At 71.8% G+C, this 14,909-nt stretch carries 11 protein-coding genes; 5 read left to right on the top strand and 6 right to left on the bottom strand.

What is annotated here, in order from left to right; all coding sequences use genetic code 11:
- Positions 1-122 precede the first annotated feature (122 nt).
- From ACTWQE_RS17070 to ACTWQE_RS17060, 3 genes are all read left to right on the top strand, one after another.
- Positions 123-1,382, top strand: coding sequence for a glycosyltransferase family 4 protein (locus ACTWQE_RS17070; RefSeq protein ID WP_443329803.1), 1,260 nt, complete (start codon positions 123-125; stop codon positions 1,380-1,382).
- Positions 1,379-3,157 (top strand): lipopolysaccharide biosynthesis protein, encoded by a 1,779-nt coding sequence (locus ACTWQE_RS17065; RefSeq protein ID WP_443329802.1) that lies wholly within the window; start codon positions 1,379-1,381, stop codon positions 3,155-3,157. Before ACTWQE_RS17070 ends, ACTWQE_RS17065 begins: the two co-directional genes overlap by 4 nt.
- A 398-nt stretch (positions 3,158-3,555) precedes the next feature.
- Positions 3,556-4,860: a hypothetical protein gene (locus ACTWQE_RS17060; RefSeq protein WP_443329801.1), complete on the top strand. Its 1,305-nt coding sequence runs from the start codon at positions 3,556-3,558 to the stop codon at positions 4,858-4,860.
- 76 nt (positions 4,861-4,936) lie between these two features.
- Here ACTWQE_RS17060 and ACTWQE_RS17055 read toward each other — a convergent pair whose 3' ends face one another.
- Together ACTWQE_RS17055 and ACTWQE_RS17050 are read right to left on the bottom strand one after the other, a co-directional pair.
- Positions 4,937-5,584 (bottom strand): HAD family hydrolase, encoded by a 648-nt coding sequence (locus tag ACTWQE_RS17055; RefSeq protein ID WP_443329800.1) that lies wholly within the window; start codon positions 5,582-5,584, stop codon positions 4,937-4,939.
- A 113-nt stretch (positions 5,585-5,697) separates the two neighbouring features.
- On the bottom strand, positions 5,698-7,185 hold the full coding sequence (locus ACTWQE_RS17050; RefSeq protein WP_443329799.1) for a hypothetical protein: 1,488 nt from the start codon (positions 7,183-7,185) through the stop codon (positions 5,698-5,700).
- A 151-nt stretch (positions 7,186-7,336) separates the two neighbouring features.
- Here ACTWQE_RS17050 and ACTWQE_RS17045 point away from each other — a divergent pair, with 151 nt between their 5' ends.
- Complete coding sequence (locus ACTWQE_RS17045) at positions 7,337-8,485, top strand: glycosyltransferase (protein WP_443329798.1); 1,149 nt, start codon at positions 7,337-7,339, stop codon at positions 8,483-8,485.
- 251 nt (positions 8,486-8,736) lie between these two features.
- Here the strand turns inward: ACTWQE_RS17045 and ACTWQE_RS17040 are convergent, their stop codons facing one another.
- The 4 genes from ACTWQE_RS17040 to gmd form a co-directional block, all read right to left on the bottom strand.
- Positions 8,737-9,621 carry a glycosyltransferase family 2 protein gene (locus tag ACTWQE_RS17040; RefSeq protein ID WP_443329823.1) on the bottom strand — a complete coding sequence of 295 codons (885 nt, stop codon included), beginning with the start codon at positions 9,619-9,621 and terminating at the stop codon, positions 8,737-8,739.
- Positions 9,622-9,623: 2 nt separating this feature from the next.
- On the bottom strand, positions 9,624-10,148 hold the full coding sequence (locus tag ACTWQE_RS17035; protein WP_443329797.1) for a hypothetical protein: 525 nt from the start codon (positions 10,146-10,148) through the stop codon (positions 9,624-9,626).
- Positions 10,145-12,343, bottom strand: coding sequence for a LamG-like jellyroll fold domain-containing protein (locus ACTWQE_RS17030; protein ID WP_443329796.1), 2,199 nt, complete (start codon positions 12,341-12,343; stop codon positions 10,145-10,147). The genes ACTWQE_RS17035 and ACTWQE_RS17030 overlap by 4 nt, the downstream gene beginning before the upstream one ends.
- Before the next feature lie 314 nt (positions 12,344-12,657).
- Positions 12,658-13,671: a GDP-mannose 4,6-dehydratase gene (gmd, locus tag ACTWQE_RS17025; RefSeq protein ID WP_443329795.1), complete on the bottom strand. Its 1,014-nt coding sequence runs from the start codon at positions 13,669-13,671 to the stop codon at positions 12,658-12,660.
- A gap of 136 nt (positions 13,672-13,807) precedes the next feature.
- Here gmd and ACTWQE_RS17020 point away from each other — a divergent pair, with 136 nt between their 5' ends.
- Positions 13,808-14,860: a GDP-L-fucose synthase family protein gene (locus ACTWQE_RS17020; protein ID WP_443329794.1), complete on the top strand. Its 1,053-nt coding sequence runs from the start codon at positions 13,808-13,810 to the stop codon at positions 14,858-14,860.
- The last annotated feature ends 49 nt before the right edge of the window (positions 14,861-14,909 follow it).

The following is a 14,909-nucleotide window of genomic DNA, read 5'->3' as shown; positions in this document are numbered from 1 at the left end:
TAGCCGGGCGCGGACGGTCCTACCGGAAGATTGCGAAAGCTGAACGAACAGAGAAAAACGACAAGTTGCAGCAATGAAAGGTTAGGGTTCATCTGATCGACTCTGGGGGGAGGAGATGCGCCATGCCGGAGCATGGGGGGCGGCGCGTACTGCTGGTGTCCACCAACTACGCGCCCGAACAGGCCGGAATAGGCCCGTACGCCACACAGATCGCCGAAAACTGGGCCGCTGACGGGCAGTCCGAGGTGCATGTGCTCGCCGGGATGCCGCACTACCCTGCCTGGCGGACCGACCCCGCCTACCGCGGGGTGTGGCGGACCGTGGAGCAGCGCGCGGGAGTGTGGGTGCACCGCCGCCGGCACACCGTCCCGCCGCGCCAGACCGCCCTCCGCCGCGCCCTTTACGAGGCGTCGATCCTCGTCCACGGCCTGGTCGCGCCACCGCGTATGGGCCGCCCCGACGCGGTCGTCGCCCAGCTGCCCAGCCTGGCGGGCGGTGTCATCGGCGCGCGCCTGGCCCGGCGGTACGGGGTCCCGTACGTCCCGGTCGTGCAGGACCTGATGGGCGCGGCGGCCGCGCAGAGCGGCATCCGGGGCGGGGACCGGGCGGCGGCGGCCGCGGGCGCCGTCGAGGCGTACGCCCTGCAGCGCGCGGCACTGGTCGGTGTCATCCACGAGACCTTCGTCGACAAGGTCGCGGCCATGGGGGTGGAGCGGGACCGTATCCGGCTCGTCCCCAACTGGTCGCATGTCGAACGGCCGACGGCACCACGCGCGCAGACGCGTGCCCGGCTCGGCTGGCGCGAGGGCCGGACCGTCGTCCTCCACTCGGGCAACATGGGGCTCAAGCAGGGCCTGGAGGTCCTGGTCGAAGCGGCCCGGCAGGCGCCCGGCATCGACATCGTCCTCATGGGGGACGGCAACCAGCGCGGGCGGCTGCGTGCCCTGGGTTCCGGACTCCCCAATCTGCACTTCCTGCCGCCCGCCGACGAGGCGCTGTTCCCGGATGTGCTCGCCGCCGCCGATGTCCTCGCCGTCACCCAGCGTGCGTCCGTGCTCGATATGAGCATCCCGTCCAAGCTCACCTCGTACTTCGCCGCCGGGCGGCCGGTGGTCGCCTCCGTCGCCGAGCAGGGCGGCACGGCCGGGGAGGTCCGCCGCTCGGAAGCGGGCGTTCTGGTCCCGCCGGAGAACCCCGCCGCGCTACTCGCCGCAGTCCGTAAGCTGGCCGAAGACCCCACCGCGGCGGACGCGTTGGGGGCGCGCGGCCCTGCTTACGTCGACGCCCACCTCAGCCGCGAGGCGGGCCTGGCCAGGATCACCCGGCTGCTGGACGAAGCACTCGAAGGCCGGCCCGTACGGCAGAGGGGGGCCCGTACATGACATCGCACCTCACACCGCACCACCCGGCCGCGGCCGGGGCCGACCCGTCACGCGCACCGCAGGCACATGAGGAACCGGACCTGCTGCGCGACCAGTTCAAACAACTGCTGCGCTATCGGCTGCTGCTGGCGCTGGGCGTCGCCGTGGGGCTGCTCGGCGGGGCCCTGATCGGGCTCACCGGCGGCGAGTCCTATGTCGCCACCAGCGAGGTCACCGTACGGTCCGCGTCCGTCGACCCCTTCGCTCCCGGCGGCACCGCGCCCGACAAGCAGGTCAGCATCGGCTCCGAGCGCCAGACCGCCGTCAGCAACGCCGTCGCCGACCGCGCTGCCAAGGCTCTCGACACCGAGGACACCGAGAAGCTCCAAGCCGGCCTCCAGGTCACCAACCCTCCCAACACCCTCGTCCTGCGGTTCGCCTACACCGACTCGTCGCCCAGGACGGCGGCCGAGCGCGCCAACGCCTTCACCCGGGCGTATCTGGAGAACCGGGAGCAGCAGACCCAGGGCCTGATCGACAACATGGTGAAGGGCTACGAGAAGCAGCTCGAGCCGCTGGAGAAGCAGCGGGACCAACTCGCCGAGGAAATCGCCGGACTGAGCGACGGCCGCGCTCTGGACACCGTCCTCTCCGTGCAGTCCGGGGTGCTCGGCAAGATCTCCGAGCTCAACAGCAGCCTCACCAAGCTGAAGGCGCTCGACACCACGCCGGGCTTCGTCGTGCGCACCGCGACACCGCCGTCCGCTCCCTCCGGCCCGGGGCTGCCCCTGGTGCTGGGCCTGGGAGGCGCGGTCGGGATCGGCCTCGGACTGCTCGCCGCCTGGGTGCGGCTGATCTTCGACCCCACCGCCCGCTCGGAGAGCGATGTCGTACGGGCGCTGCGCGCTCCCGTCCTCGGCACCCTCCCGCGCAGCCGCCGGGGGGAGACCACCGCGCTGCTCGCCGACGGCAGGCCGGCCGAGGAGTACCGCTCGGTCGCCTTCCGGCTCGCGTACGACCAGCGGTTCGCCGGCCGGCGACGGCTGCTCGTCGTCGCCCCCCGCGGCACCATCGACACGGCGGCCGCCGTGTCCGTCAACCTCGCCGCATCCTTCGTCGAGATGGGCCGCGAAGTGCTGCTCGTCGAGGCGGACTTGCGTACGCCGTCGCTCTCCGCCCGGCTGCGTGCCGCCGACGGGATACGGCCCGGCTGGGCCCGTACTCCGGCGCGCGGCGACAACGGCTGGCCCACCGGAGAGCAGATCCCCATCGACGCGGGGGAGTCCGGCGCGTTCGAACTGATCCCCGGGGGCCGGGTCCGCAATGTCGCACGCGCGCTGACCTCCACCCCCGCCAGCCAGCTGATCGCGACCGCCGACGACGAGGACGCGGTCGTCGTCGTCCTCGCCCCGGCCGTGCTCTCGTACGCCGACGCCATCGCGCTGGCCGACCGCGTCGACGGTGTGCTGGTGGTCTGCGATCCGCGCGAGGTACGCCGCGACGACCTGGACCGGGTCCGCGAACTCATCGGCGGCGCGGGGGGCACGGTGCTGGGGGCCCTCCTGCACTCCGACGGCAGCGGGAGCCGCCGCGGCGGCGGTACGAAGGGCGCCACCGGGACGCGGCACGGACGCGCCGCGGACGCCGTCTCCACCGAACCGGCCGCGGCCGCGGGGGCCGGGACCGGCGAGACCCCGGCTCCGGAGGGCCCGAGCGGACCGGACCGCCCCGGCACGCCCGCCCTGCGCACGGTCGAGCCGTCCGACCTCCCGGCCGGCACACCCTCCCGCCGGTGACGAGCCCTGGCCCGAACCCCGGTGCAGAGCGGGGCTTTGGGCCGGACTCCGAGCCCGGACGGGGCCGTCAGCCGGTCCCCGAGCCCGGACGGGGCTGTGAGCCGGTCCCTGAGCCCGGACGGGACCGTGAGCCGGAGCCCACGCCGCGCCCCGGGCTGGAGCGCGCGCCGCATCCCGGACCGGAGTCCGGGGGGCGTTCCCGAGCGGAACCGGGCCGTGGGCCGGACCCTGTGCCGAGGCCGGACTCCGGGCCCGATTCCGGACCGGACTCCGCACCCGACCGGCGGTCGGAGGCCGGGGGGCCGGGCGAGGCAGGAGGGGACTCCCGCGGAACCACCGGAGCGCCGGACGGTCTTGGCACCCGGCTCGCCGTTCTGTGTTCCGTCGCGGACCAGGGCGTGGCCGCTCTCACCAACATCGTCGTTCTGGTGGTCGCCGCCAGGCTCTCCAGTGCCGCCGGGTTCTCCGTCTTCTCCCTCGTCTACACCGTGTTCACCGTGCTGCTCGGGCTCTCCGTCGCCTACGTCGGCCAGGCCCTGGTCCTGGAGCGCGGCGACCCGGCAGCGGTACGGGGCGCGTGCCGGTCGGCGGTGGTCTTCACCGCGTCCGCCTCGGGCACTCTCGGCGCGGCGATGGCCGCCGTCCTCTTCCTCGTGCCGGGCGCCACCGCGCATGGGCTCGCCGTGCTGGGTCTCGTGCTGCCCGTCGTCCTCACCCAGGACTGTGTGCGCTACTGCTTCTCCACCCTGAACCTCCCGCACTACGCCCTCGCCGCCGACCTCGTACGGCTCGTCGCCGCCGTGCCTGCCCTCGCCGTCCAGCCGCAGGGTTCCGGGCCGGAGCGGCTGGTCGCTGTCTGGGGTCTGTCCGCGATCCCGGCCCTCGCCGTCTCCGCGGCCCTCGTCGCGCCCCAGCTGCGCGGTGCCGCGGGCGACCCGCGCCGTCTTCTCCGCCGTGGCCACCTCGGCAAGCGCTTCGTCCTCGAGTTCGCCGTCGGCAACGCCTCGAACCAGCTCGCCGTCATCGGACTCGGACTGTTCGCCAACCCGTTGGCGGTGGGAGCACTGCGGGGGGTGACGACGCTCTTCGGCCCGATGAACGTCCTGTTCAACGCCTCCACGGGCTTCGGCCCGCCGATCCTCGGCCGCTACCCGACCTCGGCCCGCAAGGTCCGCGCCACCGTCGCTCTGGCCCTGGCCCTCTCCGGGGTCGCCGCCGTCTGGGCGGCGGTTCTCATCGCCCTCCCCGACCGTCTCGGCCGCGCACTCCTCGGCGAGACCTGGGCGGCCTCGTCCGCTCTCCTTCCGGCGACGGGAAGCCAGTACGCGGCCATCGCTCTGGGCACCTGCGCCCTGCTCACCCTCCGCGTCCTGCGCCCCCGCGCCACCCTCCCGATCCAGGTCGTCTTCTCCCTGCTGTCGGTGGCCTTCATGCTCACCGGCTACGCCCTTCTGGGCGGTGTGCTGGGTGCCGCCTGGGGGCTGTGCGCCGGGTCCCTCCTCAAGGCGGCCGCAGCCTGGCTCCGTATCGCGTCCGTCCGGCGCGAACCGGCGCCGGCGGAGGGGGTGCCGACCGCCCCGGCCCGGCAGCAGGCGTCCGCTCCGGCCCGGCAGGAGGCGTCCGCTCCGGCCCCGCAGGAGGCGGAGGGCGCGTCGGCCGCCCCGGCCCGGCAGCAGAAGGACGCGGACGGCGCCGCCCGCTGAGCCTCCAGCCCCGCGGGCCGCGGCAGCCCGCGTTCACCCGCAACGCTGTGCGGCCACCCACCCCGGCAGCCCGCGTTCACCCGCAACGCTGTGCGGCCACCCACCCCGGCAGCTCGTCCAGACTGTCGAGCCGTACGTCCGCGGGCCCGCCGCTCCCGTCCTCCGCGATGAGCCCCCAGGCCCCGCGACGGATCCACGCCGCCTGCATCCCGGCGCGCTTGGCAGGTGCCACGTCCTTGTCGATCCGGTCGCCGACATAGAGGATCTCCCCGGCCGCGTGGGGAACCTCCGTCAGAACCCGCTCGAAGAACGCCGCATCCGGCTTCCGCAGCCCCCAGATCTCACTTATCCCGACCATCTCCACCGGCAGTTCGCACGCGTGGAGGTCCTTCTCCGCACGCGCGGGCTGATTGGCCGCGATCCCGACCCACACCCCCGACGCCCGCAGCGCCTCCAGGCACGGCCGCGCGTCGGGATAGAGGTCCTCCGGTCCGAAGCCGGTGTTCCGCCCGGCCGCGATCCGCTTCCGGTCCTCGGCCTCCGGGTCGAAGTCCGGCCGGAACAGCCTGAAGCCGTCCCAGTGGGGGCGCCCCTGGGCGATCATCGCACCCAGCACGGCGGAGAACGTATGCCGCGGAACCCCCAGCCAGTCCGCCCAGCGCCCCCAGACCTCCGTCTCGTCGACCAGCGTCTCCCCGACGTCGAACACCACGGCGTGAATCATGTGGCTCAGCCTAGGGACTCCACTGGGGCGCGAGGATGCGTCGTCGGCCGGCTCCGCCTTCGGGGGAGCCGGCCGACGAGGACTCGGCCCAGCCGGCTCGAAGCATCCCCGGGTCAGCGCAGGAGCCTGCGAGGGTCCGAGCGGAAGGTCGTCACCAGGGCCAGGCACACCAGGGCGATGCCGATGCGGCCCGAGGCCTGCAGCAGCGGGCCGCGCAACAGGATGAAGGCGTAGCCCGCGACCACCGGGATGACAATCGCCAGCACATGGCCCGGCTGGGGGTCGTCCAGGGTGCGGAGCGTGTAGCGGCGGTCGGCGCGGGCGCAGAGGTAGCCCAGGCCCAGGAAGCCGCCGGCCATCCCGACCGGCCCGAAATCCAGCCACAGTTCCGCCCACAGCGGCGACGAGAGATTGGTGTTCTGCATGCCCATCCACTGGCCGACCCGGACGCCGGAGTCCAGCGGTTTGCCGTGCCAGACCGAGCGGGGCACGAAGAAGAAGGTCGAGGCAGCCAGTTGACGGCCGTAGGCATGGCCCGCGCCCGAGTCGACGAAGGTGATGGTGTTGGCGAACATGCCGATCTGGTCGTAGTCCTTGCGCACCAGCGGGTCGAAGGCCGAGGCGGACTCCACGGGCCGCTGGCCGTTCTCGTCGTAGCGGAACCGGTCCATGAAGGGGAAGAGCAGCAGCGCCGCCACCACACCCATGGCCAGCGCCGCGCGGTACATCACCGGGCTCTTCGGGAAGGCCGTGAAGAGGATCGAGAACATCACGGTGAGAAACCAGTAACGCGGGTTGGAGACCGGATTGTTGACCAGCGCGTTCACTCCGAGGAGGCCGGTCCACACCAGGAGCACCGAGGGGCGGCGGCGAGCGGTGCGCGAGGTGACCAGCCAGCGGGTGAGGAAGAGGAAGGCCAGCAGCGCGGGCACGGTCCCGAAGCCGCGCAGAAACGCCGATCCGACGTGGGACTCCGCGCTCGCGACCCCGCTGCTCTGGATACCCTCGCTGATCTCCTGACGGCTGCTGAAGAAGACCGACGGACCGCCCAGCTTGATCACGAACAGCGCGCTGGCCGCATACGCCAGGGCCACCAGCAGATAGAGCCGCCGTCGGCTGACGGAGGCCGTACGCCGGCGCACCCGCGTACGGAGCACCGGCCGGTGCCGGGCCAGCAGGACGCCCACGTCGAAGGCCACACAGCCGACCAGGGACAGGGAGACGGCCAGCACGAGATCGGAGCGCGTACCGACGACGGGGGTGGGGGTCTGGCCGAGCACCGCCTGCGCGAGGGGCGCCACACCCATCGCGACGTAGACGAAGAGCCAGAACGAGCCCTGGATGAGGCGCCGCCGGGTGGTGAGCGTCATCGCCGCGAGCCGGGCCCCGGCATAGCCGGTGAGCACCAATTGCAGCCAGTACGCCTCGTCCCGTATCCCAGGGCCGGGGAGTACGGCGACCAGCACCGGCAGGAAGAACACCAGCCCCAGGACGAGCGGCACGGCCAGGGCCCGGGAGAGGACCGCGCGGGGGGAGACCGGGGGTACGTCGAGGGGCGCGGGCAGCCCGGACGGTACGCCGCCCCGCGCATCAACTGCCATGGCCCCCCGCCTCGTTCCCCGACGCCCCTCCGCCAGTGTAGGGAGGGTGAACGGCCATCGAACGTGACATCGAAGGATCCGGCCTTGCCGCCGTGGCTTCGCCGCTACGCTGGGCCGAGATGCCGGGGGGCATCGGGGGGAGGAATTTTCGGTGAAGGTTCTGCATGTCGTCACCCTGCACACACCGACCAACGAGTTCGGGGGCCCGACCCGGGTGGCCCTCAACCTCTCCAAGGGCCTGAGGGCCCGTGGCGTGGACGCCCGGATCGCCACGCTGGGGGACGGGTTCGCCGGGCCGCTTCCGACGGCGGTCGAGGGCGTACCGGCCTTCATGTTCCAGGCACGGCACGTCCTGCCGCGGTTCGAGGTCAGCGGCATCACCTCACCGGCGCTGCTCGCCCGCGCCCGCGAGCTGGTGAAGACGGCCGACGTCGTCCATGTCCACCTCATGCGCGATCTGATCACCCTGCCGTTCGCCCTGATCGCCCTTCAGTGCGGGCGTCCGCTGGTCCTCCAGACGCACGGAATGATCGACCCGACCGAGAACAAGGTCGCCAAGGTCGTGGACGCGCTGGGGTTGCGCCGGGTGCTGCGCGGGGCCGACGCGATCCTGCATCTGACGGAGATGGAGCGGGACGACGTGGAGGCGGTGGTCGCGCCGGCGCGGCTGTCCCGGACCCACCGGCTCGTCAACGGGGTGCGGCCCCAGGAGCGCAGGCCGTTCAACGACGGCAGCCGTCCGCCGACGGTGCTGTACTGCGCCCGCGTCCAGGCCCGCAAACGGCCGGAGGACTTCGTCTCGGCGATGCCCACGGTGCTCGCCAAGTACCCGGACGCGCGCTTCGTGCTGGCCGGGCCGGACACGGGCGCCCTCGCCGGGGCGATGCTGGACCTCGCCCGCGACCTGGGTGTCGCCGACGCCGTCGAGTACGTGGGGGCGCTCGGGCACGCCGAGGTGCTCGAGCGGTTGCGTCGCTCGGATGTGTACGTGCTGCCGTCCGTCGTCGAGCCGTTCGCCGTCTCCGTCCTGGAGGCCATGTCCGTGGGCGTGCCCGTCGTCGTGACGAGGACCGGCGGTCTGTCCCCGGATGTCGGGGCGGCGGGCGCGGGCCGTGTCGTGGACAGCAGCCCGGACCGGGACAACGGCCCCCTGGTCGGTCAGGCGATCCTGGAACTGCTGGACCCGGCGGCCAACGAGGAGGCCTCCACGGCCGCCTGGCGGCTGATCCGGGACCAGTTCTCCATCGAGCGGGTCGTCGACACCCTGCAAGAGGTCTACGAGGCCGCCATCCGGCGGTGACGCGCCGGACTGTCCTCGGGCCGGGGGCGGGGCCGGTCCCCGTCCCGGTTCTGTCCGACCCAGCGCCGGCCTCCGGGCCCGGCACACTGGTGCCCCGCACGCGTGGGGCTGTCCCGTACGGCCGGAGGGATTGCTCCCACGCGCGGGGGCTCCCCCGTAGGGCCCGAGGGCTGCCCCCGCGCGGGGGCTCCCCGTACGGCCCGAGGGGCTGCCCACGTGGGACAGCCCCTCGGCACACGTCCTCGGTCTCCTCACCGCCGGCCGGTACCCGGTGTGCCGCTCGGCGAGGTCGTCCGCGTCGACCCCGCGAACGGCGCCCCGGAGTGGCCCTCCCGGGCCTTCAGGCCGATCTGCCAGCGGTAGAAGCTCATGGCCAGCGCATAGTCGAACCCGGCTCTCCCGTCCAGGAAGCCCCGCTTGTAGAGGTAGGCGTAGGCGAAGGACACCAGCGGCTTGAACGGGGCCTTGTGGAAGAGCCGGCCCTGCCGGGTCTTGGCCTGGCGGATCTCCTCCTTGACCTCCGGGTGGTGCTCCAGCCACGCCTCCCAGTCCGAGTAGCGGTTGTGCCGCTCGAACCACGTCCGTACCGGATCCAGGTCCTCGTGCTCGATGGGCGAGGTGAGCCGCCACACCGACGGGGCGACCGGCTGGTAGTGGCCCTCCTGCTCGCCCATGCCCGGTGCGTCCAGATCCCCCAGGACGGGGAAGTGGCAGCGGGTACGGTCCAGCAGCGCGCGCTTGACGATGGTGTAGCCGTGCCGGAGCCGCCTGCCCGCGAACCAGTAGCCGAGCGGGATGTCGAAGGCCGCCACCTTCAACGGCCGGGAGAAGCAGTGACGCAGCTCGGCCAGCAGCTCAGGGCTCGGGGTCTCGTCGCCGTCGAGGAAGAGCAGCCACGGCGTCCCGGGATGGACATGGTCCAGGCACCACTGCTTCTTCTTCGGATACCCGCCGTCCCACACGTAGGGGACGACCTCGGCGCCCAGCTCGGCCGCGATCTTGCAGGTGTCGTCCGTGCTGCCGGAGTCGACCACCACCACGGCCTCGAAGTGGTCGATGACCGACCGTACGGTCCGGGCGATGTTCTCGGCCTCGTTCTTCGTCGGGATCGCCACGACGATGGGGAGTCTGTCCACGGTCAACCGCTGCTTCCTTTCCTCGAGGCATCCAGCAGGGGCAGCTGCTCCGGGCAGAGATGGGTCACGGCCGCCTCCGCGTTTGCGATCTCGCCCGAACGGAGCGCGCTGACGGCCGCCCTGCGGTCGTGCTTCGCGGTACGGGCGATCCGGTCGCAGGTCTCCTGGCCGAGCTGCAGGACGGCCGCCGGATCCGTGCCCTGGGGCACCCGGTCGGTCAGATAGGCCTTCTGCTTCCCGGTGAACGATCCGGTGACCGGGGTGAGTTCGCCCTCCGGCACCGTGGGGCCGGGCGAGGTCCGCGCGGCCTTCGGCTTCGCCGCGTCCTCCTTCGGGCCGGGGGACTTCGGCCCGGGGGCCCGGCTGCCGGGTGCCTGCTTCTCCGGCGTCCGTGCTTCCCGCGCCGCCGAGGAGGGCCGGTCCTTCGCCGCGCCCTGCTCCCCGCCGCTACCGCACCCGGTCAGCAGCGCCGCCGCTGCCGCGAGGAACGCGGCAGCGGCGACGACGGTCCGGGCGGGCCGGATCATGAATTCGCCCTGAGGGCGTAGTGCCCGGACACCTGCGAGCCGGACAGCACCCCCGGGTAGATCGCGGTCTCGTCGATCTGTCCGGCGAAGTAGTCGCTCGACGGACTGCTGGGCCACGAGGAGTTGAGGGTGTCACCGCCCACGTGCCAGTAGCCGTTGTAGTTCTGGCTGGAGGTCACCAGCAGGTTGCTCGCCCGCAGCGACCCGTCCACGTACAGCCGCATTCCGTTCGACCCCTGAGTCGCCACGACATGGTGCCACTTGCCGTCGTTGAGGCCCGAGCCGCTGCTGATGGTCCGGGTGAAGCCGCTGTGGACTCCGAAGACCACCCGGCCGTCGTTGGTCATGTACACATGCTTGTCGTGGTTGGCGCTCGGCTCCTGGGTGCGGTCGCCGAAGCCGACGAGCTTTCCGCCGGAGCCGGTTGTCGTCCTGAACCAGGTCTCGATGCTGTACGACGACGGCCTGCTGTGCTTGCGGTCGCTGTAGGTGTACTCGTCGGAGCCGTTGTAGCCCACGGCCGTGCTGGGCCCGGAGACCGCGCCCGGGGTCACCCGGTACGTGGGCGCGTTGCGGTGGACGCCGCTGTTGTCCGTCCCCGAGGCGTCGGCCGCGAACTGGCCGCTCGCCTCGTCGTAGCGCCAGTACAGCTGCGCGCCGTCGGCCTTCACCCGCTCCGGGTAGGCCTCGTCCGCCGTCGGCACCGTGACCGTCTGCGTGGCGGACCTGGCACTGGTGTTGGTGCCGTCGCTCGCGGTGATCCGGTAGGTGTACGTCGACCCCGGCGTCACCTCGGTGTCGGTGAAGGTCAGCTGCGGCCGGACCCAGGGCAGGGAGGAGCCGCTGACCGTGTGGAGCGGCGTGGTGGCGCCGTCCTTGTAGACGCGGTACGTCAGCTTGCTGTCGTCCAGGTCCAGGCTCGACTGCCAGCGCACACTCACCTCACCCGGCTTGACGCTGGAGGCGTTGACCAGCGGCACGGACGGCGCGCCCGTGTCGGGGCCGCTCGCGAAGCGGGTCAGGCCCTGCTGGCCGGAGCCGTTGACGGTGGTGAACTCCCCGCCGACCCACAGATAGTCGGTGCCGCCGGCTGACGAGGTCGTCATCACCCGCGGACCGATCTGCTCGCCCAGGCCGTCGTTGGTGTCCGGGAACCAGCCGAGCAGGGTCGGGTCGTCGACCGACTCGGCCAGCAGATGCTTACGGCGCTGGTTGGGGAATTCCCCCATGCTGCTGCAGTCGTGCGCGTGCGAACCCGAGTACAGAACGGTCTTGTAGACCTCCACCGCCTGGGTGGCCCCGAGGCAGGTGTCCCGCCAGCGCTGGTTGAAGTCGCTGAGATTCAGGGCGATACGGCCGTCGAAGACCCCGCCGCCCGTGCCCTCGTTGCCGGTGTAGAAGCCGGTCGCGTCCGTGGTGATGTCCTTGACCACGGAGGTGGTCGGGATGAAGCCGCCGCCGTACGCCTTCGCCAGGGAACCGGTCCCGGCGTCGACCACGGCCAGCGCGTGCGAATGGGTGCCGTTGACGGTGAAGAAGTCACCGCCCAGCAGTACCTTGCCGCCGTCCGGCGTCACCTCGACGGCGCGGCCCGGCTCGTCGGCGTCGGCCGTCCACGGCTTGAGGTCACCCCCCGTCGTGACGGCGCCGAAGTAGCGGCGGGCCCGCCCCTCCAGGGTGGTGAAGTCCCCGCCCAGATAGACCGTGTCATCGGTGACGGCCAGGGCCCGTACGGTCGCGCTGGACGCCACCTTGAACGACGACTTCGGTGTGCAGGTCGCGATGTCGATCGCGGCCACATTGCTCGCACCGACGCCGTTGACCGCGCCGAACTGCCCGCCCGCGTACAGGGTCCTGCGGTCCGGCGAGACCGCCAGCGCCCGTACGGTCGCCGTGCCGGAGCCGATGGTGAACGACAGCCTGCACGGTGTCGGTGCACCCGTCGCGGCGTCGAACGCGGCGAAGTTGACGGCAGGCCGCTCGTTGCTGCCGGACGGTGAGTCCGGCGGCCTGACGGTGGAGAACGTGCCACCCGCGAAGACCACCCCGTCCGCCTGGGCGAAGGACCAGACGATGCCGTTGGTCTGCCAGGTCGGCAGATCGTCGGCCGTGACCCCGACGGGCGGGGTGAGTGCCGCGGCCGTCGGCGCCGACACCGCCCCCGCCCCGATCAGCGATGTGACTGCCAATGACATGGCAGCCGTATGGACCCCCACTGTGCGCATGTGCCCCCCTGGGCTGTGTTGTTCACTTGCTCGCCTCCGGGCGCTCCGGCCCGGGTGCCGACTCCGACTGCCCCGGCTGCCGCTGGGGAGGCGCCCCCCACGACGCCGCGCTCCGCTCGTACCTCGCCGCGCTCGGTCGGGTCGCTTCGGCACCGGTGTGCCCTTCGGCCCGCTCGCGTGTTCGCGGGCCCCCCTGGCCGCCTTGTGCACGGCAGGTTAGGACGATGTCGACCCTGCCGTAACCGAAATGGCCAAAATAATGTCCGTACTTTGCAGGTTGGGGGTCATCTATCGATACGAACCGCTGTACCCGCCAATTCGGCGTCGAGTGCTGACACATCGGCCTCGACCATGATGCGGGCCAGCTCGGGCCAGAGCACCTGGGGCTTCCAGCCGAGCAGCGACTCGGCCTTGGACGCGTCCCCGATGAGCGCGTCGACTTCGCTGGGGCGCTCGTACTTGGGGTCGAAACGTACATATTCGGCCCAGTCGAGGTCCGCGGCCGAGAAGGCGACCTCCAGGAACTCCCGTACGGTCCCGGCCTCGCCCGTCGCCACCACGTAGTCGTCCGGCTCGTCCTGCTGGAGCATCCGCCACATCGCCTCGACGTACTCCGGGGCGTACCCCCAGTCCCGTACGGCGTCGAGGTTGCCCATGTAGAGGCGGTCCTGGAGGCCGGCCTTGATACGGGCGACCGCTCGGGTGATCTTGCGAGTCACAAAGGTCTCCCCGCGCCGGGGCGACTCATGGTTGAAGAGGATCCCGTTGACGGCGAACAGGTCATACGCCTCGCGGTAGTTGACCGTCGCCCAGTAGCCGAAGACCTTGGCGCACCCGTACGGGCTGCGCGGATGGAAGGGGGTCCTCTCGTTCTGCGGGGGAGGTGTCGCGCCGAACATCTCCGAGGACGACGCCTGGTAGATACGGGTGTCGATACCGCTCGCCCGTATCGCCTCCAGCAACCGCAGCGAGCCCATGCCGGTCACATCCCCGGTGTAGAGCGGTGCGTCGAAGGAGACCCGGACATGCGACTGCGCCCCGAGGTTGTACACCTCCTCGGGCCGCAGATCGCGCAGCAGATTGACCAGCGCGACCCCGTCGGAGAGGTCGGCGTGGTGCAGCACGAGTCTGCGGTCGGGCTCCTGCGGGTCCTGGTAGATGTGATCGAGCCGCTCGGTGTTGAAGGACGACGACCGGCGCACGAGTCCGTGGACGGTGTAGCCCTTCGACAGCAGCAGCTCGGCGAGATACGAGCCGTCCTGGCCCGTGACGCCGGTGATGAGTGCGCTCTTGCCCATGCGCTGTCCCCCCTGGGTGCCGGGCCTGCGCGGCCCGGAGGTGAAAAATGTTGGGAAAACCGAAAAAATTGTTCTTTCAGCGGGATATGAGCATTCGCTCTCTGGCGGGCGATCCGCGCTGGCACAATCCGGTGCCATGACTGCTGTGACTTCCCCGGGGACGCCCCCCGGTGCCCGGACCGGTGGACGTGAGCCCACGGCCGGGCCGGACCCCTCTCCCGCCGAGACCGAGACCGAGACCGGAACCGGGCCGGTGCTGCTGCCGGACGGGGCCCGGATATTCGTGGCGGGCCACCGCGGCCTGGTCGGGTCCGCGATCACCCGCCGTCTCACCGCCGACGGCCACGACGTGATCACCCGCGGCCGGGGTGAGCTCGATCTGCGCGACGCGGCGCGGACCGAAACCTTTCTGCGCGACATCCGGCCGGACGCCGTCGTCCTGGCCGCCGCCAAGGTGGGCGGCATCATGGCCAACAGCACCTATCCGGTGCAGTTCCTCGAGGACAACCTGCGGATCCAGCTCAGCGTGATCGCGGGTGCGCACGCCGCCGGAGTGGGCCGGCTGCTCTTCCTCGGCTCCTCCTGCATCTACCCCAAGCTCGCGCCCCAGCCGATCCGCGAGGAGGCGCTGCTCACCGGGCCGCTGGAGCCGACCAACGAGCCGTACGCGCTCGCCAAGATCGCCGGCGTCGTGCAGGTGCAGTCCTACCGGCGCCAGTACGGCGCCTCCTACATCTCCGCGATGCCCACCAACCTCTACGGGCCCGGTGACAACTTCGACCTGGAGACCTCGCATGTCCTGCCCGCGCTCATCCGCCGGTTCCACGAGGCGAAGCGCGACGGGCGCGAGGAGGTCGTCCTGTGGGGCAGTGGCACTCCGCGCCGCGAGTTCCTCCATGTCGACGATCTCGCGGCGGCCTGTGCGGTGCTGCTCCGCTCCTACGACGGCGAGGAGCCGCTCAACGTCGGCTGCGGTAAGGACCTGACGATCCGTGAACTTGCTGAAACGGTACGGGAGGTGGCCAAGTACAAGGGGCGCATCGCCTTCGACGCGTCGAAGCCGGACGGCACCCCTCGCAAGCTGCTGGACATCACGCGGATCGCCTCCCTCGGCTGGAAGCCGAGGATCGCGCTGCGGGACGGGATCGCGGCGGTGTACGAGGACTGGCGCGCCTCCGGCGCCGTCTGACCCGGCCGACCCGGCCCGGGCCTTCTTCCGCCGGGCCGGGCCGGCCGGT

This window comes from Streptomyces sp. 8N706 (assembly GCF_052245415.1).
GTDB lineage: Bacteria > Actinomycetota > Actinomycetes > Streptomycetales > Streptomycetaceae > Streptomyces.
The sequence above is the reverse complement of the archived record's forward strand: the minus strand, read 5'-3'. Positions and strand labels throughout refer to the sequence as shown.

Coding starts and splice junctions, on each gene's coding strand:
- ACTWQE_RS17070 (WP_443329803.1), top strand. CDS start 123: ATGCCGGAGCATGGGGGGCGGCGCGTACTGCTGGTGTCCACCAACTAC.
- ACTWQE_RS17065 (WP_443329802.1), top strand. CDS start 1,379: ATGACATCGCACCTCACACCGCACCACCCGGCCGCGGCCGGGGCCGAC.
- ACTWQE_RS17055 (WP_443329800.1), bottom strand. CDS start 5,584: ATGATTCACGCCGTGGTGTTCGACGTCGGGGAGACGCTGGTCGACGAG.
- ACTWQE_RS17050 (WP_443329799.1), bottom strand. CDS start 7,185: ATGGCAGTTGATGCGCGGGGCGGCGTACCGTCCGGGCTGCCCGCGCCC.
- ACTWQE_RS17035 (WP_443329797.1), bottom strand. CDS start 10,148: ATGATCCGGCCCGCCCGGACCGTCGTCGCCGCTGCCGCGTTCCTCGCG.
- ACTWQE_RS17030 (WP_443329796.1), bottom strand. CDS start 12,343: ATGTCATTGGCAGTCACATCGCTGATCGGGGCGGGGGCGGTGTCGGCG.
- gmd (WP_443329795.1), bottom strand. CDS start 13,671: ATGGGCAAGAGCGCACTCATCACCGGCGTCACGGGCCAGGACGGCTCG.
- ACTWQE_RS17020 (WP_443329794.1), top strand. CDS start 13,808: ATGACTGCTGTGACTTCCCCGGGGACGCCCCCCGGTGCCCGGACCGGT.